At 54.1% G+C, this 26034-nt stretch carries 24 protein-coding genes; 15 read left to right on the top strand and 9 right to left on the bottom strand.

Annotation, left to right across the window (positions count from 1 at the left end; translation table 11 throughout):
- Positions 1–124 precede the first annotated feature (124 nt).
- The 7 genes from RAC65_RS14645 to RAC65_RS14615 all read left to right on the top strand — a co-directional run bounded on the left by RAC65_RS14645 (position 125) and on the right by RAC65_RS14615 (position 7765).
- The gene (locus tag RAC65_RS14645; RefSeq protein ID WP_375096831.1) at positions 125–874 is read left to right on the top strand and encodes a sugar phosphate isomerase/epimerase family protein; all 750 of its coding nucleotides are present in this window, start codon (positions 125–127) and stop codon (positions 872–874) included.
- 9 nt (positions 875–883) lie between these two features.
- On the top strand, positions 884–1837 hold the full coding sequence (locus RAC65_RS14640; RefSeq protein ID WP_205955806.1) for a sugar kinase: 954 nt from the start codon (positions 884–886) through the stop codon (positions 1835–1837).
- 33 nt (positions 1838–1870) lie between these two features.
- Positions 1871–3151, top strand: coding sequence for an MFS transporter (locus RAC65_RS14635; protein WP_039339172.1), 1281 nt, complete (start codon positions 1871–1873; stop codon positions 3149–3151).
- A 71-nt stretch (positions 3152–3222) separates the two neighbouring features.
- Positions 3223–4197: a glyoxylate/hydroxypyruvate reductase GhrB gene (gene ghrB / locus RAC65_RS14630; RefSeq protein ID WP_375096830.1), complete on the top strand. Its 975-nt coding sequence runs from the start codon at positions 3223–3225 to the stop codon at positions 4195–4197.
- An 80-nt stretch (positions 4198–4277) separates the two neighbouring features.
- Entirely contained in the window at positions 4278–5528 is a 1251-nt protein-coding gene (locus RAC65_RS14625) for a valine--pyruvate transaminase (protein WP_375096829.1), read from the top strand.
- Positions 5529–5686: 158 nt separating this feature from the next.
- A complete protein-coding gene (locus tag RAC65_RS14620; protein WP_058701535.1) occupies positions 5687–6598 on the top strand; it encodes an EamA family transporter in 912 nt (303 codons plus the stop codon).
- Positions 6599–6823: 225 nt separating this feature from the next.
- Complete coding sequence (locus RAC65_RS14615; protein WP_375096845.1) at positions 6824–7765, top strand: Rpn family recombination-promoting nuclease/putative transposase; 942 nt, start codon at positions 6824–6826, stop codon at positions 7763–7765.
- Positions 7766–7965: 200 nt separating this feature from the next.
- Here RAC65_RS14615 and ibpA read toward each other — a convergent pair whose 3' ends face one another.
- A complete protein-coding gene (gene ibpA / locus RAC65_RS14610) occupies positions 7966–8382 on the bottom strand; it encodes a small heat shock chaperone IbpA (RefSeq protein ID WP_006121371.1) in 417 nt (138 codons plus the stop codon).
- Positions 8383–8658: 276 nt separating this feature from the next.
- On the opposite strand from ibpA, the gene RAC65_RS14605 reads away from it, so the two are divergent.
- Positions 8659–9021: a YceK/YidQ family lipoprotein gene (locus RAC65_RS14605; protein WP_006121372.1), complete on the top strand. Its 363-nt coding sequence runs from the start codon at positions 8659–8661 to the stop codon at positions 9019–9021.
- Here the strand turns inward: RAC65_RS14605 and RAC65_RS14600 are convergent.
- The 6 genes from RAC65_RS14600 to dnaA form a co-directional block, all read right to left on the bottom strand.
- Positions 9002–10255: a DUF3748 domain-containing protein gene (locus RAC65_RS14600; protein WP_375096828.1), complete on the bottom strand. Its 1254-nt coding sequence runs from the start codon at positions 10253–10255 to the stop codon at positions 9002–9004. The two genes, RAC65_RS14605 and RAC65_RS14600, sit on opposite strands and share 20 nt — an antisense overlap.
- Positions 10256–10363: 108 nt before the next feature.
- The gene (gene yidA / locus RAC65_RS14595; RefSeq protein ID WP_006121374.1) at positions 10364–11173 is read right to left on the bottom strand and encodes a sugar-phosphatase; all 810 of its coding nucleotides are present in this window, start codon (positions 11171–11173) and stop codon (positions 10364–10366) included.
- Positions 11174–11344: 171 nt separating this feature from the next.
- Positions 11345–13753, bottom strand: coding sequence for a DNA topoisomerase (ATP-hydrolyzing) subunit B (gyrB, locus tag RAC65_RS14590; protein ID WP_006121375.1), 2409 nt, complete (start codon positions 13751–13753; stop codon positions 11345–11347).
- Between the two features lie 17 nt (positions 13754–13770).
- Positions 13771–14856 carry a DNA replication/repair protein RecF gene (gene recF / locus RAC65_RS14585; RefSeq protein WP_006121376.1) on the bottom strand — a complete coding sequence of 362 codons (1086 nt, stop codon included), beginning with the start codon at positions 14854–14856 and terminating at the stop codon, positions 13771–13773.
- A 125-nt stretch (positions 14857–14981) separates the two neighbouring features.
- The gene (gene dnaN / locus RAC65_RS14580; RefSeq protein WP_006121377.1) at positions 14982–16082 is read right to left on the bottom strand and encodes a DNA polymerase III subunit beta; all 1101 of its coding nucleotides are present in this window, start codon (positions 16080–16082) and stop codon (positions 14982–14984) included.
- 4 nt (positions 16083–16086) lie between these two features.
- Positions 16087–17493, bottom strand: coding sequence for a chromosomal replication initiator protein DnaA (gene dnaA / locus RAC65_RS14575; protein ID WP_006121378.1), 1407 nt, complete (start codon positions 17491–17493; stop codon positions 16087–16089).
- Positions 17494–18091: 598 nt separating this feature from the next.
- Here dnaA and rpmH point away from each other — a divergent pair.
- The 6 genes from rpmH to RAC65_RS14545 all read left to right on the top strand — a co-directional run bounded on the left by rpmH (position 18092) and on the right by RAC65_RS14545 (position 22730).
- The gene (gene rpmH, locus RAC65_RS14570) at positions 18092–18232 is read left to right on the top strand and encodes a 50S ribosomal protein L34 (RefSeq protein WP_000831330.1); all 141 of its coding nucleotides are present in this window, start codon (positions 18092–18094) and stop codon (positions 18230–18232) included.
- Between the two features lie 14 nt (positions 18233–18246).
- Positions 18247–18606 (top strand): ribonuclease P protein component, encoded by a 360-nt coding sequence (rnpA, locus tag RAC65_RS14565; protein WP_013023999.1) that lies wholly within the window; start codon positions 18247–18249, stop codon positions 18604–18606.
- On the top strand, positions 18570–18827 hold the full coding sequence (gene yidD, locus RAC65_RS14560) for a membrane protein insertion efficiency factor YidD (protein WP_006121380.1): 258 nt from the start codon (positions 18570–18572) through the stop codon (positions 18825–18827). Before rnpA ends, yidD begins: the two co-directional genes overlap by 37 nt.
- Positions 18828–18829: 2 nt before the next feature.
- Positions 18830–20470, top strand: a complete 1641-nt coding sequence (yidC, locus tag RAC65_RS14555) for a membrane protein insertase YidC (protein ID WP_006121381.1) — start codon at positions 18830–18832, stop codon at positions 20468–20470.
- Positions 20471–20559: 89 nt separating this feature from the next.
- The gene (gene mnmE, locus RAC65_RS14550) at positions 20560–21924 is read left to right on the top strand and encodes a tRNA uridine-5-carboxymethylaminomethyl(34) synthesis GTPase MnmE (protein WP_006121382.1); all 1365 of its coding nucleotides are present in this window, start codon (positions 20560–20562) and stop codon (positions 21922–21924) included.
- A 215-nt stretch (positions 21925–22139) separates the two neighbouring features.
- A complete protein-coding gene (locus tag RAC65_RS14545) occupies positions 22140–22730 on the top strand; it encodes a malonic semialdehyde reductase (RefSeq protein ID WP_110268665.1) in 591 nt (196 codons plus the stop codon).
- 62 nt (positions 22731–22792) lie between these two features.
- Here the strand turns inward: RAC65_RS14545 and RAC65_RS14540 are convergent, their stop codons facing one another.
- Positions 22793–24106: an NCS2 family permease gene (locus RAC65_RS14540; RefSeq protein ID WP_033737296.1), complete on the bottom strand. Its 1314-nt coding sequence runs from the start codon at positions 24104–24106 to the stop codon at positions 22793–22795.
- Between the two features lie 148 nt (positions 24107–24254).
- Here RAC65_RS14540 and yieH point away from each other — a divergent pair, with 148 nt between their 5' ends.
- Positions 24255–24917 carry a 6-phosphogluconate phosphatase gene (gene yieH / locus RAC65_RS14535; RefSeq protein WP_006121385.1) on the top strand — a complete coding sequence of 221 codons (663 nt, stop codon included), beginning with the start codon at positions 24255–24257 and terminating at the stop codon, positions 24915–24917.
- A 1-nt stretch (position 24918) separates the two neighbouring features.
- Here yieH and RAC65_RS14530 read toward each other — a convergent pair whose 3' ends face one another.
- The gene (locus RAC65_RS14530) at positions 24919–25914 is read right to left on the bottom strand and encodes an acyltransferase (protein ID WP_205950900.1); all 996 of its coding nucleotides are present in this window, start codon (positions 25912–25914) and stop codon (positions 24919–24921) included.
- Positions 25915–26034 lie beyond the last annotated feature (120 nt).

Genomic DNA, 26034 nt, shown 5'->3' with positions numbered 1-26034 from the left:
CCTTCACTTACGTGCTCGCTTCGTGAGCACGATCATAATTCCGCATTTTGCTACTTTGCTTTGGAACCGGTTCCATTTAACGTTTTTATAACGTTAATACCGATTTTCCCCTCAGGAGTCCGCAATGGAGCCCGAAATTATCGTCGTCACGGCGGCTTATGGACATCAACAGATTGCTGCGCTGGGCGGACAAAGGGCGCTCTTACCGATCATTCAGCAGGCTGGTGCGGACGGTGTGGAAATCCGTCGCGAATTGTTCGATGACAAGACTTTCGATGACCTGCCCGCGCTGGCGCTGGCCATTGATCAGCACCGGCTGCGCGCCAGCTATTCTGTACCCGATACCTTGTTCAGTGAGGACGGCAAGCTGAACCCTTTGCTGACGCGTTATTTTACCGAAGCTCGTCAACTAAACGCGCAGAGACTAAAGGTGGCGCTGGGCAATTTTACGGGTGCTCTGTACAGCGAAACACTGCGCATGCTGATTGCGGAATATGGCGTGCCGCTGACCGTGGAAAATGACCAGACAGTGCACGGCAAACTGCAACCGATGCTGCGCTTTTTTAACGCTGCCCGTGAGGCGGCATTGCCGATTGGCATGACTTTCGATATGGGGAACTGGCACTGGACAGGCGAAAACCCGGAGCAGGCCGCAGTCCTGCTGACTGACCAGGTGTGTTACGTGCACGTCAAAGCAGCGGTGCCGCAGGGGAAAAGCTATCGCGCTATTGCGCTCGACGATGCCGGACCGGGCTGGCAAGACCTGTTGCATCGGCTACCGGCGAGAGCCCCTCGCGGTATTGAATTTCCGCTGGAAGGCGACAATCTGATTGCGGTTACGCGCCATTATGTGACGCTGCTGCGTAATGTCTGAGGAGTAAAAATGACGACTCATCCTAACGGTACGCTTGATGTCATCACGATCGGCGAAGCCATGGCCATGTTTGTCGCCCGCGAAACGGGTGATTTGGCTGCAGTAGAAACATTTATCAAACGCGCCGCAGGTGCAGAACTGAATGTCGCCATCGGTCTGGCACGCCTCGGGCTGAAAGTAGGCTGGGTGAGCCGTATTGGACAGGACGCGTTTGGTCGTTTTATTTGTCAGGTGCTGGATAAAGAAAATATCGACCATCGTCAGGTGACCGTCGATCCGCGCTATCCCACGGGCTTTCAGCTTAAATCTAAAGTGGATGATGGTTCCGATCCGCTCGTGGAATATTTCCGCAAAGGCTCCGCTGCCAGTCATCTGTCACCCGAGGATTTTGACCACGATTATTTTGGCTCTGCACGCCATTTGCATCTGAGCGGCGTGGCGGCAGCAATATCAGACAGTTCGCTTGAGCTGACCAGGCATGCTGCGAAAGAGATGCGGGCGCGGGGTAAAACAATTTCCTTTGATCCTAATCTGCGTCCGGTGCTGTGGCGCAGCGAAGAGGAAATGCGTAAGCAGCTCAATCTGTTAGCGGAATACGCAGACTGGGTACTGCCCGGTGAAAAAGAGGGTTACATCTTAACCGGCTATCGCCAACCGCAGGATATTGCCGATTTTTATCTCGATAAAGGGGTAAAAGCGGTGGTGATTAAAACCGGCGGCGAGGGCGCCTGGTATAAAACAGCCGGGGGTGAGCAGGGCCAGGTGGCGGCAATCAAAGTTGATCAGGTTGTGGACACGGTCGGGGCCGGAGATGGGTTTGCCGTGGGAGTCATAAGTGCATTGCTGGAAGGGAAACCACTGGTAGAGGCGATTCGAAGGGGGAACAAAATTGGTTCACTGGCGATTCAGGTGATTGGTGACAGCGAAGGTTTGCCGACGCGCCAGCAGTTAGGTGATGTGTAGCCCGGCCCGCAAACAGAAACAGAGGAGTTCCCGATGAAAACGCAGATTATCGCGCCTAAACGCTGGTGGTTCATTATGCCCATCGTGTTTATCACCTACAGTCTTGCCTATCTGGATCGGGCAAATTTTAGCTTCGCATCCGCCGCTGGCATCAACGACGATCTGGGCATTACCAAAGGAATGTCTTCCCTGCTGGGTGCGTTGTTCTTTCTGGGGTATTTCTTTTTTCAAATCCCTGGGGCGATCTATGCGGAGCGCCGCAGTGTAAAAAAACTGATCTTCTGGTGCCTGCTGTTGTGGGGCGGCTGTGCTTCACTCACCGGCGTTGTCAGCAACATCCCTGTGCTGGCGGCGATTCGCTTTGTGCTGGGGGTTGTCGAGGCTGCGGTAATGCCTGCTATGCTGATTTACATCAGTAACTGGTTTACAAAATCTGAGCGCTCGCGGGCAAACACCTTTTTAATTCTCGGTAATCCCGTCACGGTTCTGTGGATGTCCGTGGTTTCAGGGTATCTGATAGAAGCGTTTGGCTGGCGGGAAATGTTTATCTTCGAAGGCATTCCTGCGGTGATCTGGGCCATTGCCTGGTGGTTTATGGTACAGGATAAGCCCGCGCAAGCGCGCTGGATGAGCGATGCAGAAAAAGCCGCGCTACAGGCCGCGCTGCAAAAAGAGCAAGAAAGCATCAAAGCGGTGCGCAACTACGGCGAGGCCTTTCGCAATCGTAACGTGATCATTCTCTGTATGCAGTACTTTGCCTGGAGTATTGGCGTTTACGGTTTTGTCCTGTGGCTGCCTTCAATTTTGCGCAACGGTACACAAATGGGCATGGTGGAAGCGGGCTGGTTATCGGCTGTGCCTTATCTGGCAGCCACGATTGCGATGGTGGTGGTGTCCTGGGCATCGGACAAAACGCAAAACCGTAAACTGTTTGTCTGGCCACTGTTGCTGGTGGGTGCCTTCGCCTTCCTCGGTTCGTACATGGTAGGTTCGGGCAATTTTTGGCTGTCTTATACCTTGTTAGTCGTCGCCGGTGCCGCGATGTACGCGCCTTATGGCCCGTTCTTTGCCATTATTCCGGAAATGCTGCCCCGCAATGTTTCCGGCGGCGCAATGGCGCTTATCAACAGTATGGGGGCGTTGGGCTCGTTTATCGGCTCCTGGATTGTGGGTTATCTGAACGGGGCAACCGGCAGTCCTTCGGCCTCCTATATTTTTATGGGTGGCGCACTACTGCTGTCCGTGGTCCTGACGCTTATCGTCAAACCCGCACAAAATAAGGCGCCTCCGCTACAAGGCGCGAAACCGGCCTGAAAGCGTAAGCGTTAGCATCTTCTCCGGGCGACCTTTGTGTTGCCCGTCATTTATTTACAGGAAGCTATCTGATGAAACCCGCCGTCATTCTTTATAAAAAATTGCCTGACGATCTCCGTGCGCGTCTCGCAGACTATGCCACGATCACCGAAATCAACGATTTATCACCCGAAAGCCAGCAGCAACATGCGCAGGCACTGCAACAGGCCGAAGGAATGCTGGGATCGGGCGGAAAAGTCAACGGCGAGTTGCTGGCCAAAATGCCCGCACTGCGCGCCTGTTCCAGCGTTTCTGTCGGCTATGACAACTTTGATGTGGATGCCCTGAATCAGCGAGGGGTAGTGCTGATGCATACGCCAACGGTACTGACGGAAACGGTGGCTGACACCATCATGGCGCTGGTTCTCAGTACGGCAAGACGTATACCGGAGCTGGATGCCTGGGTGAAAGCTGGCAACTGGCAAAAAAGTATTGGTCCGGACCGGTTTGGCATGGATGTGCACCATAAGACGATGGGAATTCTTGGTATGGGACGCATCGGTATGGCGCTGGCCCAGCGCGCGCACTTCGGATTCGGCATGAACATTCTCTACAATGCGCGCCGTCAGCACGACCAGGCCGAATCGCAGTTTGCAGCCCGCCGGTGTGAGCTGGAAACGCTGCTCAAAGAAAGCGATTTCGTTTGCATCAGCCTGCCGCTTACCGAAGAAACGCATCATTTAATTGGCGCAGAACAGCTGGCGATGATGAAGCCCAGTGCGGTGCTGATCAACGCGGGCCGTGGGCCAGTGGTAGATGAAAATGCCCTGATTACCGCGCTACAAGAGGGCACGATCTACGCCGCCGGGCTGGATGTTTTCGAAAAAGAGCCGCTGCCGACTGACTCGCCGCTGCTGTCGTTACCGAATGTTGTTACGTTGCCGCACATTGGCTCTGCAACCCACGAAACCCGCTATGGGATGATGCAGGACGCGGTAGAAAATCTCATTGCCGCCCTGAGCGGCAAGGTTGAAAAGAACTGCGTGAATCCTCAGGTGCTGAAGTAATCCTGCGGCTGCCCATTGCGCCCGCCGGGAGCGGGCGTTATGGTGGTTATCCCATTCTTTATTACAAATTTTTAACCGCTATGGCTTTTTCTCAGTTCGGCGACAAGTTTACTCAACATTCCGGCATCTCACGTCTGATGGAAGACATGGGCGCAGGCCTGCGTACGCCCGGCACGATCATGCTTGGCGGCGGCAATCCCGCACAGATCCCGGCAATGAACGATTATTTTCAGCAGTTGCTGCAGCAGATGCACGACGAGGGCAAACTGAGTGAGGCCTTATGCAATTACGATGGTCCACGCGGTAAAGCCGTGCTGCTGGATGCCCTGGCGGCAATGCTACGTGAGCAGTGCGGTTGGTCTGTCACTGCGCAAAATATCGCGCTGACTAACGGCAGTCAGAGCGCATTTTTTTATCTCTTCAACCTGTTCGCGGGGCGGCGCAGTGACGGCAGTAAAAAACGGGTGCTGTTTCCTCTGGCTCCAGAGTACCTGGGTTACGCTGATGCGGGCCTGGATGAAGACCTCTTTATTTCTGCCAGGCCCAACATAGAGTTATTACCGGAAGGGCAGTTCAAGTATCACGTCGATTTTGAACATCTCCCCATGAATGACGATGTGGGGCTGATTTGCGTATCGCGCCCGACCAATCCAACCGGCAATGTCATTACGGATGACGAACTTCTGCAACTGGATGCGCTGGCGCAGCAGCATGAGGTGCCGTTACTTATCGACAATGCTTATGGTGTGCCATTTCCCGGCATTATTTTTAGTGATGTGCGGCCGCTGTGGAACCCCAATATCATTCTCTGCATGAGTTTATCCAAACTCGGTCTGCCAGGCGCACGTTGCGGGATTATCATCGCCGATGAGAGCACGATTACCGCGATCGGTAACATGAACGGCATCATCAGCCTGGCACCGGGCAGTATTGGCCCGGCCATTGCCAGCGAAATGATTCAACGTGGCGATCTGCTGCGCTTGTCTGAAGAAGTGATTAAACCTTTTTATCAGCACAAGGTGATGCAAACGATCGCCCTTATTCGCCGCTACTTATCGCCGGATCGCTGCCTGATCCATAAACCGGAGGGGGCAATTTTTCTCTGGCTGTGGTTCCGGGATTTACCGATCAGTACGGAGTTGCTGTACCAGCGGCTTAGAGCTCGGGGCGTGCTGATGGTGCCGGGCCACTTTTTCTTTCCGGGTCTGGAGCATGACTGGCCGCACACGCACCAGTGCATGCGCATGAATTATGTACCGGATGCGGAAAACATTGAGCGCGCCATACAGATTCTGGCTGAAGAAGTGGAGATCGCCTGGCGCGACAGTTAAATCTACAGACCCGATCGGGCAACAAGGCGTCGTCTCTATCCGGCCGGCCTTGATGAAGCGCAACGCTGCCTTAACCCGATCGCAAAGGCATTTTGCATTATTAACAGACGTGATGCGCATATGGCCGTGCGGGCCAGCGCGGGCAAAAGGAGAGTGCGGTGTCGGGAAAAGACTGGCTGTTAGCCCTGTGTGTAGTGATTGCGTGGGGCGTGAACTTCGTTGTCATAAAACTGGGTCTGCATAACATGCCTCCCTTTTTGCTGGCGGGATTGCGTTTTGCACTGGTTGCCTTTCCTGCCCTTTTACTGGTGCGCCGTCCTGCTGTGCCAGTAAAGTGGCTTTTACTTTACGGCATGACCATCAGTTTTGGGCAGTTTGCGTTTCTGTTTTTGGCCATCAAACTGGGTATGCCTGCAGGCCTTGCTTCGCTGATATTACAGGCGCAGGCGTTCTTTACGCTGCTGCTTGGGGCGCTGTTTCTGGCCGAAAAGCTGCGCTGGAATCACATTGCGGGCATGCTGATTGCCACCTCAGGCATTTTTTTATTAGCCACCTCCGGCATGGCTGGCCAGAGCGCCGCCGGCATAACATTGACCACTATGATGCTTATGCTGGCGGCGGCGTTTTCCTGGGGACTGGGGAATATCACCAATAAAATCATCACCCGGCATTATCCCGTACCGGTTATGTCGCTGGTGGTCTGGAGCGCGCTGGTGCCCGTCGTTCCTTTCTTTGCCTGTTCGCTGCTGTTTGAAGGCCGGTCGGCAATCATTACCAGTCTGACGCACATTGATCTACAGACGGTGATGGCGCTGATTTACCTGGCCTTTGTGGCGACCATTATGGGTTACGGCATCTGGAGTACGTTGCTTAGCCGTTATGAAACCTGGCGTGTAGCACCGCTTTCCCTGCTGGTGCCTGTTGTTGGGATTGTTTCGGCAGCCCTGGTGCTAGGGGAAACCTTATCACGCCAGCAGATTGTGGGTGCTGTAATCATCATTGTCGGGCTGCTGGTCAATATGTTTGGTGGCGTGATTGGTCAGCGCTGGCTCAGGCAGCCGCAACATTAGCGCTTACCACTCGTCAAACTGACGTGCCCGACGTAAATACCCTTTCGTAAATGCCTGTGCATGCGCGCGTTTTCGGGCTGGCTTTGGCAGCCCGCTCGCAGAAAAAAACCTCCGCCTGGACAGCAATGCGGATGCATGGAAGTATCCGCATTGCCAGGGCGGCCAGACATCTCTTTTCACTCATCACGACTTTCGCCCGTGTGCTTTATAACCGGGCCAGCAATGATGAAGAAGAAAAACGCAACGCCAACACCGCATGATGCAACCTTTCGTCAGTTTCTCACCCAACCTGACATTGCCCGCGATTTCATGGAAATTCATCTTCCCGCAGATCTGCGCGCGATTTGCGACTTACGGACGTTAAAACTGGCGTCCGGTTCCTTTGTTGAAGCCGATCTCCGGCAGTATTTCAGTGATGTGCTGTATAGTCTCAAAACGACAGCGGGTGAGGGCTATATGTACGTCCTGATCGAACATCAGTCTTCACCTGACAGGCATATGGCGTTCAGGCTTCTTCGCTACGCGGTCGCGGCCATGCAGCGCCACCTGGATGCCGGCTATAAAACGCTGCCGCTGGTGATACCGGTGCTGTTTTATATGGGTAAACGCAGACCCTATCCTTATTCCACCTGCTGGCTGGATGATTTTACGCATCCGGCACTGGCTCGCAGGCTCTACAGTACTTGCTTCCCTCTGGTTGATATTACGGTAATGCCTGACGATGAGATTGTGGAACATCGCAGCATGGCGGCACTGACGCTGCTGCAAAAGCACATCCATCAGCGCGATCTCGCAAATCTGATGGACAGACTTGTCCCTGTGCTGCTGTCCGGTTATCTTTCGTCATCACAGATTGTATCGTTGGTGCACTACATTGTGCAGGCGGGTGAAATCCCAGACGTCGAGGCTTTTATTCAGGAACTGGCCCTGCGGGTGCCGCAACACGGAGACACGCTTATGACCATTGCACAGCAGCTTGAACAAAAAGGTATGCAGAAGGGCTTTGATAAGGGAATTAAGCAGGGAATTCAGACCGGTTTACGTGAAGGCCGCAATGAAGGTAAACGCGAGGTTGCGCGCACTATGCTGCAGCATGGCCTGGACAGAACAACCGTGATGAAAATGACCGGGTTGAGTGAAGCAGATCTGGCACAGATTCAGCATTGATCTGAACCTGCAAAAGAAGGCGCGGGACAGGTGAAGCCTGCGTTTGTCAACGCGACCTGATGCTTTTCGTTTTCTTACCATCAGGCCATCACCGATCGCTTCGCCGCATCCGCATCAATCTGCTTGTCGCGGTCATAAAAAAACGGCCACAACCTGTATGCTGTGACCGTTCTCATGTTTACTCAGCCGTCACGGCCGCTTTATTTTAAAATTTCAATCCGGCGTGGTTTCGCTTCTTCAGGAATCAAACGCTCAAGATCGATGCTCAGCAGACCATTTTCCAGGCGCGCGTCGCGCACGACGATATGGTCAGCCAGCTGGAATTTACGCTCGAAATTACGCTCGGCGATGCCCTGATAGAGATATTTACGTTCTGTCTGCTCTTCCGGATGCGCACCACGCACGATGAGCACGTTGTCGTGGGCCGTAATATCCAGTTCACTCTGAGCAAAACCGGCTACCGCGATAGTGATGCGGTAATGGTTCTCATCAACCAGTTCAACATTGTAAGGGGGATAACCACCGTTGCTCTGATTTTGATTGGACTCAAGCAGGTTGAACAGGCGATCAAATCCGATGGCAGAGCGATAAAGGGGAGACAGATCAAAGTTACGCATAAAAAGACTCCTGAATGTCAGCAAGTTTTGGCAACCTTCCACTATTGGACAGGTTGTGCAGGACCGCATTGCCCCTTTCGGCGGCAGCCTTAACGACCCTGTTTAGAAAATGGGTGCAGACCCCAGGCTTTCAAGACCCGATGCGTGATTTTTTTCGCCAAACTGGCGAAATGGCATACACTCAAGGGTAAATTGCCGGACCAGAACGGACTTCATGACTGAGAGGGTACGCTGGTGCGCTCACGCAATCAGGTGCCAGAATCGAAGGGACGACATATGAAAATGATGAAAAGGTTACCGTTGGCTGGCGTGATGTGTTGCGCAGTCGCTTCCGGTGGATGTTCCAGCGTCATGACGCATACCGGTGCAAGTCAGGGCTACTATCCGGGCACACGTGCCAGTGCCGACATTCTGACGGACAGTCAGGCCAGCTGGGCGCTAAAGCCCCTGGCGCTGGTTGATCTGCCTTTTTCTGCCGTCATGGATACGCTGTTACTGCCCTGGGATTACTATCGCAGCGACAAGGATAAAGCCCTGGATTCGCCGCGTGCCCGCGTGCTTCAGAGTGAAAAGCTGGCCCACACCGAGGAAAATCTGGCGCATGCTCAGCCCATGCCCGCTATGCAACCGTCACAGTAAACAGGTGCTGCCAGCCCTCTTTTTCCCGCATAAAAGCGATATTTTTTCCATCCGGTGACCAGACCACCGCATCCCCGGACGGTGCCGACCCGGCGCGGGCGGTTAAGCGTTCGCACTCTCCCGTTTGCCAGTGACACAGCATCACGCTGTTGTCGCAAATAAAGGCAATGGCTTCACCACGAGGATGCCAGCTAAATGCAGACTGAATGCTGTGGTTCAGCCGCGTTATCTGGCGCGGTTCACCGCCGTTAGGCGATACCGACCATAATTGAATCACCTGCTGGCTGTCCGCCATCAAAAAGGCGATAGCGCTGCCATCGGGTGAGCTACGTAACCAGTGGCGAGGTTGTTGCGCCAGTCCCTTGCTATAGGTTAACCGTCGCTGTTGAACCCCCGCTGGTGGCGCAGGTAGATGGTGGCTGTCCCCTTCCAGCGGTGAGCGGCCGGGTTTGGCATAGGCTTCCAGTGCCTCTGGCAAATCGACGACAAATACCTCGGGATGCTTGTCTCCTGCCGCGGAAAGCGTGTCGCCAATAAAGGCGATGGCCCAGCGTTGACGGCTGCCGTCCGGCTTTTCATAGCCCTGATGACCAATCCAGCACTCTTCATAGGCCCGATTGATTTGATCGCTGCCCGGCTGTGGGTGCGCTGTCGTTTCACTGACTACTACACAAAAATGGCTGCCATCATATTCGCGCAGATGCTGTTTTTCTGGTTTCACTGCTTTTAACGGGACGGCAATGCCGACATTGCGCAGATCAAGACTGATATCCAGCTCGTGCATCACGTGATCGTTATAGGTGAAGCTGAGGCGCGAGCCATCCGGACTAAAAACATGGACGTGAGAACCGCCGCGCAAAGCACCTGGCGTAAAGGGCGGCGTGATATCGCATGCATCCAGACTGGCGGCCTGACCCGCTTCAATGATCACGCCGCGGCGATGATGAAAGTCATAATGCCAGTTGTCGTCAGGATGCTCTGGCCCATGAATACAGACATAGCGCTCGGGTAAGGTGGGACAAACCGTCACCACGCCAACATGGGCGCCCGCCGTTGCCTCATACAGCACTTCCACTTCGCCGGTATTCACATTAACGCGTTCAATTGTCTTACCGGTGAACGACGCGCCGGAAGGCCGCACATCAAAGGCCAGCCACTGGCTGTCGGGCGTCCAGACGTTGATGTTGGTCAATTGATGATGACGAGGAGCAAAAGTAATCTGTTTTTCAGGCATGAAAGCACTCGTGAGCAGGCGTGTTATTTGACAGTTGCAGTGATGTTATGGGTAAAACCGTGCAGATGACTGACATGACTGCGCGGTTTTACCCATAAAAGAAACCGATTAAAGCACCCATTTTTCAATGGCGTGCGCAACCCCATCTTCCATATTGGTTTTGGTCACAAACTGGGCTATTTTTTTCACAGAATCAATCGCATTGCCCATCGCGACGCCGGTCCCTGCGTATTCAATCATCGCCAGATCATTTTCCTGATCGCCTATCGCCATAACCTCTTCCGCTTGCAAACCCAGCTTCTCTGCCAGCATTTTTACGCCATAACCTTTGTTTACCCGACGGTCGAGAATTTCCAGATAGTAGGGCGCGCTTTTCAAAATGGTATACGTCTGGTGCGCATGCTCAGGCAGTCTGGCGATGGCCGCATCAAGCAGAGCGGGTTTATCAATCATCATGAGTTTTGGAAAACGCGTTGCCGGATCCATTTCTTCAACGGCCCGATAACGTACCGGGATGCCGGTCAGGCTGGCTTCATGAATTGTAAATTCGCTGATATCTTTATTTGGCGTATACAGGTGTGATTTATCAAACGCCTGAAAATGCACGCCCAGTTCTCTGGCCAGCTTCTCAACATACATGTAATCGTCAAAGCCCAGCGTCACATCGGCGACGACTTCACCATCTTCAGCCCGATGAACAAGCGCGCCATTATTACTGATGCAGTACTGACCTGGCGTATGGAGATCAAGTTCCATTAAATAACGTTCAATACCAACATAAGGTCGGCCGGTCGCCAACACGATGGAAACCCCTTTTTCCCGGGCGCGGTTCAGTGCCGATTTTACGCCTGCGGTGATCTCGTGCTGCGGATTCAGCAGCGTGCCATCCATATCAATTGCGATCAGTTTAATAGCCATAGCATCCTCATTGTGTCGGGTTTGCAGCAATGCTAGCGCGATTCAGCTCACATTGACCAGTTTATCGGCGCTTTTCAGCACGCGTGAACCATAACGCGTCACGTTTAGGTCCACGATGATCTGGCAAAAAAAAACCCTTCACGAGGAAGGGTTTTATATCTTTTTGTGCGATTAGATATCGATGTTAGCGGCTTTCAGCGCATTCTCTTCGATGAAGGCGCGGCGTGGTTCAACGGCATCCCCCATCAGGGTTGTAAACAGCTGGTCGGCGGCGATCGCATCTTTAATGGTGACACGTAGCATGCGACGGCTGTCTGGGTCCATTGTCGTTTCCCACAACTGATCCGGGTTCATCTCACCCAGACCTTTATAGCGCTGTACAGACAGACCACGACGGGATTCTTTCACCAGCCACTCAATCGCCTGTTCGAAGCTGGATACCGGTTGACGGCGCTCACCGCGCTCGATGTAAGCATCCTCTTCCAGCAGGCCGCGCAGTTTGCCACCCAGGGCGCAAATTTTGCGGTATTCCGGCCCCATAATAAACTCGCTGTCCAGAGGATAATCCGTGTCCACGCCATGGGTCCGTACGCGTAAAACAGGCTCAAACTGATTCAGCTCACGATTTTCACGTACGTGTGCCACATAGGTGCTGCCGTGCGCTTCACGTTCAGTCAGATAGCTCACCAGTCCGTTAATCCAGGCGTTAACGGCCGCTTCATTACTCAGATCGCTCAGCGTGTCGTGATAGACCAGCGCACGTAACATCGCCAGCGGAAAACGGCGCTCCATACGTTTGATCATCTTCTGCGTGCTGTTAAAGTCCGCGACCAGAGATTCAAGCGGCTCACCACCTAATGCCGGTGCGCTGGCATTGGTGTGCAGCGTCGTTCCGTCGAGGGCGATAGCGATCTGATACTGATCCATCGCCTCATCGTCTTTAATATACTGTTCCTGCTTGCCTTTTTTCACTTTATACAGCGGCGGCTGAGCAATGTAGACGTGACCACGCTCAATAATTTCTGGCATCTGACGATAGAAAAAGGTCAACAGCAGTGTACGAATGTGCGAGCCGTCGACGTCCGCATCGGTCATGATGATGATGCTGTGATAGCGCAGTTTATCCGGGTTATATTCGTCGCGGCCAATGCCGCAGCCCAGCGCGGTAATCAGCGTAGCCACTTCCTGAGACGCCAGCATCTTATCGAAACGCGCCTTCTCAACGTTAAGGATTTTCCCTTTCAGCGGCAGAATAGCCTGGTTTTTACGGTTACGGCCTTGCTTGGCAGAACCGCCCGCGGAGTCACCCTCCACCAGGTAGATTTCAGACAGAGCCGGATCGCGCTCCTGACAATCCGCCAGCTTGCCCGGCAGGCCAGCCAGATCCAGCGCACCTTTGCGGCGTGTCATTTCACGGGCACGGCGCGCGGCTTCACGGGCGCGGGCGGCATCAATGATTTTGCCGACAACGATTTTTGCATCGCCCGGATTTTCCAGCAGATATTCCGCCAGCAGTTCATTCATCTGCTGCTCAACGGCCGATTTCACTTCAGAAGACACCAGCTTGTCTTTGGTCTGTGAAGAGAATTTTGGATCCGGCACTTTCACCGACACCACGGCAATCAGGCCCTCACGCGCGTCATCACCGGTGGCGCTGACTTTGGCCTTCTTGCTGTATCCCTCTTTATCCATGTAGGCATTCAGGGTACGCGTCATCGCGGCGCGGAAACCGGCAAGGTGCGTACCGCCGTCGCGTTGAGGAATGTTGTTAGTGAAGCAGTAGATGTTCTCCTGGAAGCCGTCGTTCCACTGCAGGGCTACTTCCACGCCAATGCCGTCTTTTTCGGTTGAGAAATAGAATACGGTCGGATGGATAGGCGTTTTGTTCTTGTTCAGGTATTCGACAAACGCTTTAATCCCACCTTCATAGTGGAAATGGTCGTTTTTGCCGTCACGTTTGTCTTCCAGACGAATGGAAACACCGGAGTTCAGGAAAGAGAGCTCACGCAGGCGCTTCGCCAGAATGTCGTATTCGAAGTCGGTCACGTTGGTGAACGTGTCATGGCTTGGCCAGAAACGGATACGGGTACCGGTCGCGTCGGTATCGCCTGTCACCGCTAGCGGCGCCTCGGGCACGCCATGCAGATAAATCTGCTGGTGCACTTTGCCTTCGCGACGAATGGTCAGCTCCAGCTTCTGTGACAGGGCGTTAACCACAGACACGCCCACGCCGTGCAGGCCGCCCGAGACTTTATACGAGTTATCGTCGAACTTACCGCCAGCGTGCAGCACCGTCATGATCACTTCTGCCGCGGACACGCCTTCTTCTTCGTGGATACCGGTTGGAATACCGCGTCCGTCATCCTGTACGGAAACCGAGTTGTCCGCATGGATGGTGACAACGATATCTTTACAGTGACCGGCGAGCGCTTCGTCGATTGCGTTATCCACGACCTCGAATACCATGTGATGCAGACCGGTTCCGTCATCGGTATCGCCGATGTACATGCCCGGGCGTTTGCGTACCGCATCAAGCCCTTTCAGAACTTTGATACTTGAAGAGTCATAAGAATTCGACATCAACGTTTCTCGCTCATTTAATCTTTAGGTTGAACCGCTATTTTACCCTGTTCCACGCGGAACATCTTGCCCTTTTCGTCAGTCATGTCGATTACATGCTCGGACGAGATGGCGCTGACAAAGACCTGAGCCTGAGTCGCCTTCAGTCGTTCCGCCAGCAGGCGGCGGCGACTGTCGTCCAGTTCAGAGGCAAAGTCATCAATGAGGTAAACACAACGGCGTCCGCTCTGGTTAGTCAGGAACTCGCCCTGCGCCAGACGCAATGCACACATCAGCAGTTTAAGCTGCCCGCGTGAGAGTAAATCTTCCACCGGCGTACCTTCGGCACGAATACGAAAGTCCGCTTTATGCGGGCCGCTGGCGGTGTAGGTTAAGGCCCGATCGCGTTCAAAGTTGCGTTCAAGCAGTTCGGCATAATCGCTCTCTTTGTCCCAGCCGCGCTGGAACGAAAAACGCAGATCAAATTCGGGTAAAAACTGCCCGCAGGTGGTGACGATCTCGGCTGAGATCGCGTCACTGTACTCGGCGCGCCACTGGCTAATCTGTTCGGCCAGCGGCACCAGTTCTTGATCCCAGGGACGAACCTGACTGTAGCGCGTGACCTGACGCAATGCCGCATTGCGCTGTTTGAGCAGGCGCCGCAGGTTGCTCCAGGCATTAAAAAAACCCGGCGTATTGTGAAAGCAGCCCCAGTCGACATAGGCTCTGCGATATTTAGGACCGCCATTAAGTAGGGTAAAACCCTCTGGCGTGATCAACTGCATCGGCAGTAACTGCGCCAGCTCGGCCACTTTATGTCCGTCGCTGCCGTCAATGCGGACTTTGCTCTCCCCGGCGCGATTTTTACTGAGCCCGACGGAGAACTCGCGCTCCTGGCCTTCCAGCCGGCCATGCAGCACAAAGGCGGCCTGATCGTGCCGAATTACCCGTCCCGCCTGCAAACTGCGAAACGCACGTCCGTGGCCCAGCGTATAGATCGCCTCAAGCACGCTGGTTTTGCCGCTACCGTTCGCGCCCACCAGAAAATTAAATCCCGGCGCTAACGCCAGGTCAGCCTGTTCAATATTGCGAAAATCTTTTATTAGCAGGCGGGTTAAAGCCATGAATCAATCCAGCGTGAAGGGCAAAAGTCAGGATGAAAGGGATTGTGCCTTTGAAAAACAAGCCGCTCGGGTCACGGACAATACCGTCCGAAACCCGAATGGCGAGCAGGCCAGCGTACGATGGCCTACAGGCGCATAGGCATGACGACATAGGCCGCCGCCGGGCTGACGACATCTTCAATCTGCACACTCGACACAGAATCCGTCAGCAGCAAACGGACGTTCTCGCACTTCAGCGCATTCAGCACGTCCAGCACGTAACTCACGTTGAACCCAATTTCCAGCTCGCTGCCGTTATAGCTGACATCCAGCATCTCTTCCGCTTCTTCCTGTTCAGGGTTATTCGCGGTAATTTTTAGCTGATTTTCGGTGATATGCAGACGAACGCCACGGAATTTCTCATTCGACAGAATCGCAGCACGGGCAAAGGCCTGTTTCAGCAGATCGCAACCGGCTTCCAGCACCTTATCCGGATTCTTGGGCAACACACGACGATAATCCGGGAAGCGACCATCCACCAGCTTAGAGGTGAAGATATAGTCGCCCACATGTGCACGGATATTACTGCTGCCAATCTGTACCTGAAGCGGCGTATCGCCGCCATCCAGCAGACGCAACAGCTCGATAACCCCTTTACGCGGCACGATGACCGAATGGCTGGGCAGCGCCTGGCCAACGGGCATGGAACAGACGGCCAGACGGTGACCATCGGTGGCGACCGTACGCAGTTCTTCGCCTTCGGTCTCAAACATCATGCCGTTCAGGTAGTAACGCACGTCCTGATGCGCCATGGAAAACTGCGTGGCTTCAATAAGCCGTTTCAGCGTTGCCTGCGGCAGCGTGAATTCCACCTCGCTCTGCCAGTCATCCAGGTTGGGGAAGTCGCTGGCGGGCAAGGTCGAAAGCGAGAAACGGCTGCGGCCAGAGCGCACCAACATCCGTTCGCCTTCCAGTGTGACGTTGATCTCTGCGCCTTCCGGCAGGCCGCGACAAATATCGAGAAATTTGCGTGCCGGCACGGTGGTTGCGCCAGGCTCGTGCGCCTGAGTAAGCGCCACGCGCGCCACCATTTCCATTTCCAAATCGGTGCCGGTCAGCAACAGCGATCCGTCATTCACCTGCATCAGCAGGTTGCCAAGGATCGGCAGCGTCGGACGACCACCAAGGGGGCCGCTGACTTGCTGCAGCGGCTTTAGCAACTGTTCACGTTCAACAATAAATTTCATAGCGTCACGAAGATAATGTTCTGATGAGATTAGAGAAATCTTCTTTGATGTCGTGGCTTTCTTCACGCAACTGCTCAATCTTGCGGCAGGCATGAAGCACCGTGGTATGGTCGCGACCGCCAAAAGCATCGCCAATTTCCGGCAAACTGTGGTTGGTCAGCTCTTTCGCCATCGCCATCGCCATTTGACGCGGACGCGCGACTGAGCGCGAACGGCGCTTAGAGAGCAAATCCGCGACTTTAATTTTGTAGTACTCCGCAACGGTCTTCTGAATATTATCAATAGTGACCAGTTTCTCCTGCAGGGCCAGCAGATCCCGCAATGCTTCGCGGACGAAATCGATCGTAATCGCCCGACCGGTAAAGTTAGCGTTCGCAATCACCCGGTTCAGTGCCCCTTCCAGCTCACGCACGTTCGAACGTAAACGCTTGGCAATAAAGAAGGCCACTTCGCCCGGCAAACGAATGTCGTTTTCGTCCGCCTTTTTCATCAGGATCGCAACGCGGGTTTCCAGTTCAGGCGGTTCGATCGCCACGGTCAGGCCCCAGCCAAACCGTGACTTCAGTCGATCTTCAACCCCGTTGATCTCTTTGGGGTAACGATCCGACGTCAAAATGATCTGTTGATTGCCTTCCAGCAGGGCATTGAAGGTGTGAAAAAATTCTTCCTGCGAACGCTCTTTATTGGCAAAAAACTGAATGTCATCGATCAACAGCGCATCAACCGAGCGGTAGTAACGCTTAAACTCTTCAATCGCGTTATTTTGCAGCGCTTTTACCATGTCCTGCACAAAGCGCTCGGAATGCATGTAAACCACTTTCGCATTTGGCTTACGCGCAATGATGCCATTACCCACGGCGTGCAGCAGGTGAGTTTTGCCGAGGCCAGTACCGCCATAAAGGAACAACGGATTGTAGGCACCGCCAGGGTTATCGGCCACCTGGCGTGCCGCCGCGCGCGCCAGTTGGTTAGATTTACCTTCAACAAAGTTATCGAAGTTATGGCGATTGTTAACATTGGACCGATAGGTCACATCCGCAGGAGCAGGCACGTTGTCCCAGCTCGGACGTAAAATCTGTGTCGGTGCCGGACGGCTTGGCACAGGCTCCGCCGGCGCACTGACGCTGGCCATCGCGGGCTGGCTGACCGCTGCGGCGTGTTGAACCGGGCGCGTGCCCACCTCAAAACGCAACAGCGGGACATTGGCACCGCAGAATTCGTTCAGCAATGCGTTGATGCTGTTTAGGTATTTATCCCGAACCCAGTCGAGTACGAAGCGGTTAGGAGCATACAAGGCAAGCGTATTGTCGTTTAATTCAGCCTGCAGTGGACGGATCCACATGCTGAATTCGGTGGCAGGAAGCTCATCCTGCAAACGGGCAAGACACTGTTGCCAAAGCGTAAGTGACACGGCGGACTCCACTCGTACAAATTCGATAAGAAAAAGTAGGCACTAATCTAAGAAACGTTCATTTTTGACACAGACGAAAGAAAGCGCCTGCGACCGCTATCAGCGGTTTTCCACCCCGCAACCATCGGAGGATCGCCAGAGGAAGGGCGGATCATAGCGCAAAGCGCGACAGAGATCTTCCCTTTCTACACAGTTTTTCTCCTTTTTATCCACAGGGCATGAACGCGGGTAAAAGTCTACGCCTGCGACAGGAAAAACCACCTGGGATCGTGCTGAATGATCCAAATTTTCGGACGGCTTCTCGTTTTTGACGTGTGGCAGGCGAATTTGATCGCAATAAGATCCTGCGCGATCCTTGCGCTTTAACGCAGACCCCGTATAATTCTCCCCCCGGCGTTGTCGCGTAAAGCTCAATGCCCGGACTCAGCGGGCTGTATCCGGGTTTTCTGGCGCCGCGACAAGCGAAGTAAATTGACTCGGGACTGTACAATTATTACAATCCCGCCTCTTTATTAAAGACACATTGAGGCGTCGGTCTGTTTGTTGGCCCGAAAACGCGTCACCCAGTGAAAATTTTCAAGTTTAGGTAGAAATCGCCATGAAACGCACTTTTCAACCGTCCGTACTGAAGCGCAACCGTTCACACGGCTTCCGTGCTCGTATGGCTACTAAAAATGGTCGTCAGGTTCTGGCACGTCGTCGTGCTAAAGGCCGCGCTCGTCTGACCGTTTCTAAGTAATAAAGCTAACCCTGATGGGTAAGCTCGCATTTCCCAGGGAGTTACGTTTGTTAACTCCCACTCATTTCACTTTCGTCTTTCAGCAGCCACAACGGGCTGGCACGCCGCAAATTACTATTCTCGGCCGCCTTAACGCGCTGGGGTATCCCCGCATCGGTCTTACCGTCGCGAAAAAACATGTGAAACGCGCTCATGAACGTAACCGGATCAAGCGATTGACCCGCGAAAGCTTTCGTCTGCGTCAACATGAATTGCCGTCGATGGACTTTGTGGTGGTCGCGAAAAAGGGTGTTGCCGATCTCGATAACCGTATGTTGGCGGAAGCGTTGGAGAAATTATGGCGTCGTCACTGTCGCCTGGCGCGCGGTTCCTGATCGTCCTGATACGCGTATATCAACGCGGTATCAGTCCATTGCTGGGGCCACACTGTCGGTTTCATCCGACCTGCTCTCAATACGGAATTGAGGCCTTACGCAGGTTTGGCGTGATAAAAGGCAGTTGGTTGACTTTAAAACGCGTATTAAAATGCCACCCTTTGAACCCGGGTGGTGACGATCCTGTGCCGCCAAAAACCTTTGATACCAGAGAACATTAACGATGGATTCGCAACGCAATCTCTTTCTCATCGCTTTTCTGTTCGTGTCTTTCATGATCTGGCAAGCCTGGCAGACGGACCACGCTCCGAAGCCATTGCAGACCCAGACCACGCAAAACACCAACAGCGCTGCCGGTGATGCTACCGGTGTTCCCGCCAGTGGCCAGGGTAAAACGATCACCGTTAAGACCGATGTCCTGTCATTAACCATCAACACTCGCGGTGGCGATGTTGATCAGGCGCTGCTGCTGACTTACCCGGATAAGCTGGGTTCTGACAAGCCGTTTGAGCTGCTTGAAACCACACCATCGTTTGTCTACCAGGCGCAGAGCGGTCTGACTGGCCGTAATGGTCCGGACAACCCGAACAATGGTGCGCGTCCGCTGTATACCACGGCACAGGATCACTTCGAATTGGCTGACGGTCAGAGCGAGCTGCGTGTTCCGATGACGTTCACGGCTGAAAACGGCGTTGTCTATACCAAAACGTTTGTGTTCAAGCGTGGCGACTATGCAGTTAACGTTGATTACAACATTAACAACACCAGCCAGCAGCCGCTGGAAGTGTCAATGTTTGGTCAGTTAAAACAGACCATCGATTTGCCTAAGCACCGCGATACCGGCAGCAATAACTTTGCGCTGCATACCTTCCGCGGTACGGCTTACTCCACCAGCGAATCGAAATACGAAAAGATTAAGTTCGATACCATCGCCGATAACGAAAACCTCAACACCACCACCACCAATGGCTGGGTGGCGATGTTGCAGCAGTATTTCGCTACCGCCTGGGTGCCGCGCACGCAGGGAACCAACACGCTTTACACCAGCAATCTGGGAAATGGCGTGGCGGCTATCGGCTATAAATCTGCGCCGGTCACCGTTGCACCGGGTGCACAGCAGACACTGGATGCCACACTGTGGGTAGGTCCGGAAATTCAGGATAAAATGGCCGCGATTGCGCCGCATCTTGACCTGACTGTGGACTATGGCTGGTTATGGTTCATCTCTCAGCCGCTGTTTAAACTGTTGAAGTTCATTCACAGCTTTATCGGTAACTGGGGCTTCTCCATCATCATCATCACGTTCATCGTGCGTGGCATCATGTACCCGCTGACGAAAGCGCAGTACACCTCGATGGCGAAAATGCGCATGCTGCAGCCGAAGATTCAGGCGATGCGTGAGCGTTTAGGGGATGATAAGCAGAAGCAGAGCCAGGAAATGATGGCGCTGTATAAGGCTGAAAAAGTGAATCCGCTGGGTGGCTGTCTGCCGCTGGTGATTCAGATGCCTATCTTCCTGGCCTTGTACTACATGCTGTCTGGCTCGGTTGAACTGCGTCATGCGCCGTTTATTTTATGGATTCATGACCTGTCAGCGCAGGATCCGTACTATATTCTGCCGATCCTGATGGGCATCACCATGTTCTTCATTCAGAAGATGTCACCGACGACGGTGACCGATCCGATGCAGCAGAAGATCATGACGTATATGCCTGTAATTTTCACCGTGTTCTTCCTGTGGTTCCCGTCAGGTCTGGTGTTGTACTACATCGTCAGTAACCTGGTGACCATTCTCCAGCAGCAGCTGATCTATCGCGGGCTGGAAAAACGTGGCTTACACAGCCGCGACAAGAAGAAAGCGTAAAACCGTCGCGGGAGGTCTCCCGCGATAAAACAGGTTATGCTCAGGCGGTCAAAGCGACCGCCTTTGTTTTTTGTAGTGAGAGAAAATGTATGAGCCATAGCGATACCATTGTTGCTCAGGCCACGCCGCCCGGACGCGGCGGCGTTGGCATTTTGCGTGTTTCCGGTCCGCAGGCCGCCGAGGTTGCCCGCCAGGTGCTGGGTAAACTCCCTAAACCACGTTATGCCGACTACTTATCGTTTAACGACAGTGATGGCAGCGTGCTGGATCAGGGCATCGCGCTATGGTTTCCTGGCCCTAACTCCTTTACCGGCGAGGATGTGCTGGAGCTGCAAGGTCACGGCGGCCCGGTGATTCTGGATCTGCTGCTGAAACGGATTGTGGCCCTGCCCGGATTACGTATCGCGCAGCCTGGGGAGTTTTCTGAACGCGCGTTTCTGAACGACAAACTCGATCTGGCCCAGGCGGAAGCCATTGCCGATCTGATTGACGCCAGCTCAGAACAGGCCGCGCGTTCGGCGGTAAATTCCCTGCAAGGCGCATTCTCTGTCCGTGTTAACCAGCTTGTGGAAGCCCTGACTCACCTGCGTATCTACGTGGAAGCGGCCATTGACTTTCCAGATGAAGAGATCGATTTCCTGTCTGACGGCAAAATCGAAGGGCAGCTTAATGCTGTCATTCGCGATCTCGATGCGGTGCGCGCGGAAGCCAGACAGGGCAGCCTGCTGCGCGAAGGGATGAAAGTCGTCATTGCCGGTCGGCCAAATGCCGGAAAATCGAGCCTGCTTAATGCACTTGCCGGGCGTGAAGCGGCTATCGTCACGGATATCGCCGGCACCACGCGCGATGTGCTGCGTGAACACATCCATATTGATGGTATGCCACTGCATATCATTGATACCGCCGGTTTACGCGAAGCCAGTGATGAGGTGGAACGTATCGGCATCGAGCGCGCTTGGCATGAAATAGAACAGGCGGACCGCGTGCTGTTTATGGTTGATGGCACCACCACGCAGGCGACCGAACCGGCGGAAATCTGGCCCGATTTTGTCGCTCGCCTGCCGTCTCAACTGCCGATCACCGTGGTGCGGAATAAAGCGGACATCACCGGTGAAACGCTCGGACTGACGGACGTCAATGGTCATGCCCTGATCAGACTGTCTGCCCGCACCAGCGAAGGGATTGATACCTTACGTGATCACCTCAAACAGACCATGGGGTTTGCCGACAATATGGAAGGCGGCTTCCTGGCACGCCGTCGTCATTTGCAGGCACTGGAATTAGCCGCAACCCACCTGGAGCAGGGAAAACATCAACTGCTGGGCGCATGGGCAGGGGAATTACTGGCAGAAGAATTGCGTCTGGCGCAGCAGGCGCTAAGTGAAATTACGGGTGAATTTACCTCGGACGATCTGTTAGGCCGGATTTTCTCCAGTTTCTGTATTGGTAAGTAGCTCAGCGGGCAGACGGCGGTGGAAATGTGCATCCAGAAACGCAATCCGCCGTGCGTTGCGCATCGGTTGCCGTAACGCAAGGTATGATAACGAGGGATAAGATTGCTCACGTTTTGCGGCGTGCCAGGTCATTCACACTAAACCGGGCGAATAGGCATCCAAAAGCGTGAACGCAACGTACAGGTTAAATACTGGATGTTTTCCTGGAGAGTTATATGACGATACCGCTCGATGATGCCGCGCTGAATACGTTGTTTTACCAGGCCCGTACGCACAGTCACTGGCAGCCTGAACCGGTGCAGCAGTCGCTGCTGGAGAAGCTCTATCAGATGGTTGCCCTGGCACCGACCTCGGCCAACTGCTCACCCGGTCGCTTTGTTTTTGTCACCTCTGCGGAGGGAAAAGAAAAGCTGAAGCCGGCCCTGGCCTCCGGCAACCTTGAGAAAACCCTGCGCGCCCCTGTCACCGTGATTATTGCCTGGGACAGCGAGTTTTATCAGCATCTGACCATGTTGTTTCAACATGCCGATGCGCGAAACTGGTTTACCAACACACCCGATCTGGTTAAAGAAACCGCATTTCGTAACAGTAGCCTGCAGGCAGGTTATCTGATCATGGCCGCGCGTGCGCTGGGGCTGGATGCAGGCCCGATGTCAGGATTCGATCCGCTTAAAGTGAACGCGGCCTTTTTTGCCGGTACCACCTGGCAGGCCAACCTGCTCATTAACCTGGGCTATGGCTTACCCGACAAGCTCCCGCCCCGATTACCCCGGCTGAGCCTGGAGCAGGCCTGCCAGTTCGTCTGAGTTACTGGAGCGTTACGTGCTTACCGTAACGCTCACTGCTTTCCCGCCCTTTGCGTACGGTTTTAATGCGCGTCGATAAAGGCGATTTTCAATACAAACAGCAAGGCGACAATGACGACGCAGGGGCTGATTTCTCGCCAGCGACCGGTGCCCAGCTTCATCACACAGTACGCAATAAAGCCCAGTGCGATGCCTTCTGTAATCGAAAAACTAAAGGGCATCATGGCGGCAGTTACAAATGCCGGGACGGCTTCGGTCAGGTCATCCCATTTGACGCGGGACAGGCTGGCCGTCATCAGCACGCCAACATAGATTAACGCGCCTGCCGCAGCATAGGCCGGTACCATGGCCGCCAGGGGCGATAAAAACGTGACGAGCAGGAACAGAAGGCCTGTGACCACGGCCATCAATCCGGTACGGCCGCCGACGGCTACGCCGGAGGTACTTTCAATATAGGCGGTCACCGATGACGTTCCTGCCAGCGCGCCCGTTACCGAACTGATGCTGTCGACATACAACGCCTGTTTCATGCGCGGGAACGTGCCTTTTTCATCAGCCAGTCCGGCTTTGTCGGTCACGCCAATCAAGGTGCCGGACGAGTCAAACAGATTGACCAGCATAAAGGAGAATATGACGCCTGCCATGCCGATGTTGAACGCGCCTTTAATATCAACCTGACCGACAATCGCGGTGACAGATGGCGGCGCAGAAACCACGCCCGTGAACGTCACGTCGCCCAGCAGCCAGCCCAACGCCGTGGTGACGATCATCGAAATGAGCACGGCGGCGTGAATGTTGCGTGAGGCCAGAATGGCGATAATAAAGAATCCCAGCGCACCCAGCAGCACATTGTGTGAGCTGAGGTTACCCACGCTGACCAGCGTATCCGGGTTGGCCACAATGATACCGGCGTTTTTCAGGCCCATCATGGCAATGAACAGGCCAATGCCAGCGGTGATGCCTACGCGCAGGCTAAGCGGAATATTGGCGATCATCCAGTAACGTACCCGCAACAGAGTCAGGATGAGCAGACCCAGTGCGCCCCAGAAGATGGCACCCATGCCGACCTGCCATGAGTAACCCATCGCGCCGACGACAACAAAGGCAAAAAAGGCATTGAGGCCCATCGCCGGGGCCAGGGCGACAGGAAGATTGGCAAACAGCCCCATCAGGATGCTGCCGAACGCGGCAATCAAACAGGTCGTTACGAACACTGCCCGGGTATCCATGCCTGCGACACCTAAAATCTGCGGGTTCACAAAAACAATGTATACCATGGTCAAAAACGTGGTAATGCCTGCGATCACTTCGGTACGAACCGTTGTACCATGCTCCTGCAGTTTGAATACGCGCTGAAAAAGGCCTTGTTTATTCATGCCATTTATCCAGAAGAAAATTTCACCGGCGCGTATCCTGGCGATTTTGCCCCGGCAATACAATGATTTTTCGCAACCGATTGCCATATCCCGGCCCCTCAGGGCCACGCTGACGTGTTAAGGTACCCCGAACAAAAGGAGGAGTCAGATGTCTGTTGAATGCGTCTTTTTCGATTGTGACGGTACCCTGGTTGACAGTGAAGTCCTGTGCACCCGCGCGTATGTCACCACCTTTGCCCAGTACGGGATTACGCTCTCTCTACAGGAGATGTTCGAAAAGTACAAAGGGGTAAAGCTGTATGACATCATCCGCGACGTCAGTGAAACGCATCGGGTCGCTCTGCCGCTGGAGGACGTTGAACCGGCCTACCGGCGCGAAGTGGCCCGTTTGTTTGACCGTGAACTGAAGCCGATAGCCGGTGCGAAGGCACTGGTCGGGCAAATGGCAGTACCGATATGCGTGGTGTCAAACGGCACGGTGAAAAAGATGCAGCACTCGCTGGGCCTCACCGGCATGCTGAATCATTTCGCTGACCGTCTTTACAGCGGTTACGATATTGGCCACTGGAAGCCCGAACCCGAGCTGATGTTTCACGCAGCCCAACAAATGCAGGTACCCGTCGAGCGCTGTATTTTGGTGGATGACTCCGAAGCGGGGGCGCGTGCCGGTATCGCAGCAGGCATGCCGGTGTTTTATTACTGTGCCGACGCTCATAATCCCGAACTCCATCATCCGCTGGTGACCGTGTTCACCGATATGGCCGCGTTACCCGCGCTGTGGCGCGCCAGAGGCTGGAACCTGACGCGCTGACTCAGGTCACCCAATGTCGTTTATCCACCCGACTGAGCAGCATTCCCAGTAATAAGCTGCCCACCAGCGTGACGGTAAAAACGGCAGGCAGGTCGAGCCAGGGACGCGCCATATCGTCATAGTGATGGGTGCGAATAAAATGGATGAACAGGGCGTGAAAGCCGTAGATGGGCAGAGAGTAGCGCGAAATGATGGCCAGACCGGGCAGCGTACGTTGATTAAAGGCATTTTTGAACACCACCAGCGCGCTTATTGCGGCAATGAATACCAGCGGTCCGCAATAGAGATACCACGTATCGTTAAAGGCACCATTAACGATTAACGCGCGCTTCGTACCCAGCATAATGCCGGTCACGCAGGCCACAAAGGTCACGGCAGCCAACGATGTGATAGCGCGTCTTTCTGTGTCCATGGTACCGATCGCCCGGCCTAATAAGGCGTAGAGCAGGTAATAGATACTGTCGCCGCTCAGGTAAAGGTTAATGGGCAACCAGTGAAAGCGCCCCCACGACTGGTCCATGGTATTGGGATTCGCGAGGACCACCACAATCAGCACCAGTAGCGCCACATAGCGCGGCCGCACGCTTTTTACCTGAATCAGGGGCGACAAGAGGTAAATCCCCATGAGCGCGAAGAAAAACCACAGATGGTAGAACACCGGCTTCTGCAGCATTTTTAAAATTGAACGGCCTTCGCCAATTGGCGTCAGCAGGCTGATATAAACCAGTGACACGGCACTGTAAAAAACCAGACATCCCAGCAGTCGCCACAGGTGGCGCGGCTGCGTACTGCGTTCACCAAAGAACAGATAGCCTGAAATCATAAAAAACAGCGGCACACAGATGCGTGACGCTGAATTGAACAGGTTAGCAATATCCCACCAGTGACCTTTTATGGCCATCGGCCCGGTCAGATACCACGTTGTGGTGTGAATGACGATGACCATCAGGCAGGCAATCGCCCGCAAATTATCAATCCAGTAAATCTTTTGCGACATGGTGTCCTCTGGCGCAGTGCGTCCCGGTGCAAAGCGTAGCCAGTCGCGTCGACGTCAACAAGCGCAATAGCGGGGATTCAGAACCCTCTGTGCACAGGATCGCATGAAAACGCATAACCG

This window comes from Pantoea sp. BS_8, from assembly GCF_041954965.1.
In the GTDB taxonomy this organism is placed as follows: domain Bacteria; phylum Pseudomonadota; class Gammaproteobacteria; order Enterobacterales; family Enterobacteriaceae; genus Pantoea; species Pantoea stewartii.
The sequence above is the reverse complement of the archived record's forward strand: the minus strand, read 5'-3'. Positions and strand labels throughout refer to the sequence as shown.